The sequence below is a fragment of the Streptomyces canarius genome, assembly GCF_014650735.1.
GTDB classification, from domain to species: domain Bacteria; phylum Actinomycetota; class Actinomycetes; order Streptomycetales; family Streptomycetaceae; genus Streptomyces; species Streptomyces olivaceoviridis.
This window is the reverse complement of sequence record NZ_BMVN01000184.1, coordinates 1-1,148: the sequence shown is the minus strand read 5'-3', so window position 1 is coordinate 1,148 and position 1,148 is coordinate 1. Positions and strand designations below refer to the sequence as shown.

Sequence of the window (1,148 nt, the reverse complement as noted above, 5' to 3'; positions counted from 1 at the left end):
CTATTGACGGTCGGGGTGAAATTTCAGCTTCTGAATCTCGGTTAATTGAATCTCCTGCCCCAGGTATTATTTCGAGACGTTCCGTTTATGAGCCTCTTCAAACAGGCCTTATTGCTATTGATTCGATGATCCCTATAGGACGTGGTCAGCGAGAATTAATTATTGGGGATAGACAGACCGGTAAAACAGCAGTAGCCACGGATACGATTCTCAATCAGCAAGGGCAAAATGTAATATGTGTTTATGTAGCTATCGGTCAAAAAGCATCTTCTGTGGCTCAGGTAGTGACCACTTTCCAAGAAAGGGGAGCGATGGAGTACACCATTGTGGTAGCCGAAACGGCGGATTCCCCAGCTACATTACAATACCTCGCTCCTTATACAGGAGCTGCTTTGGCTGAATATTTTATGTATCGTGAACGACACACCTTAATCATTTATGATGATCTTTCCAAGCAAGCACAGGCTTATCGCCAAATGTCTCTTCTATTACGAAGACCGCCGGGTCGTGAAGCTTATCCAGGAGATGTTTTTTATTTGCATTCGCGCCTTTTAGAAAGAGCCGCTAAATTAAGTTCTCAGTTAGGTGAAGGAAGTATGACTGCTTTACCAATAGTTGAGACCCAGTCGGGAGACGTTTCGGCGTATATTCCTACTAATGTGATTTCCATTACAGATGGACAAATATTCTTATCCGCCGATCTATTCAATGCTGGAATCAGACCTGCTATTAATGTGGGGATTTCCGTCTCCAGAGTAGGATCGGCGGCTCAAATTAAAGCTATGAAACAAGTCGCTGGTAAATTAAAATTGGAATTGGCCCAATTCGCCGAATTAGAAGCCTTTGCACAATTTGCTTCTGATCTCGATAAAGCTACTCAGAATCAATTGGCACGAGGTCAACGATTACGTGAGTTGCTTAAACAATCCCAATCAGCTCCTCTTACGGTGGCAGAACAGATAAGTACTATTTATACCGGAACGAATGGTTATCTTGATTCATTAGAAATTGGACAAGTAAGGAAATTTCTCGTTGAGTTACGTACTTACTTAAAAACGAATAAACCTCAGTTCCAAGAAATCATATCTTCTACCAAGACATTCACTGAGGAAGCGGAAACGCTTTTGAAAGACGCTATTCAGGACCAA

General features: G+C 42.2%; 1 protein-coding gene. It reads left to right on the top strand.

Annotation, left to right across the window (positions count from 1 at the left end; translation table 11 throughout):
- Window positions 1-1,148: F0F1 ATP synthase subunit alpha (gene atpA, locus IE294_RS50400; protein ID WP_189895390.1), on the top strand; the 1,148-nt coding region annotated here is incomplete at both ends.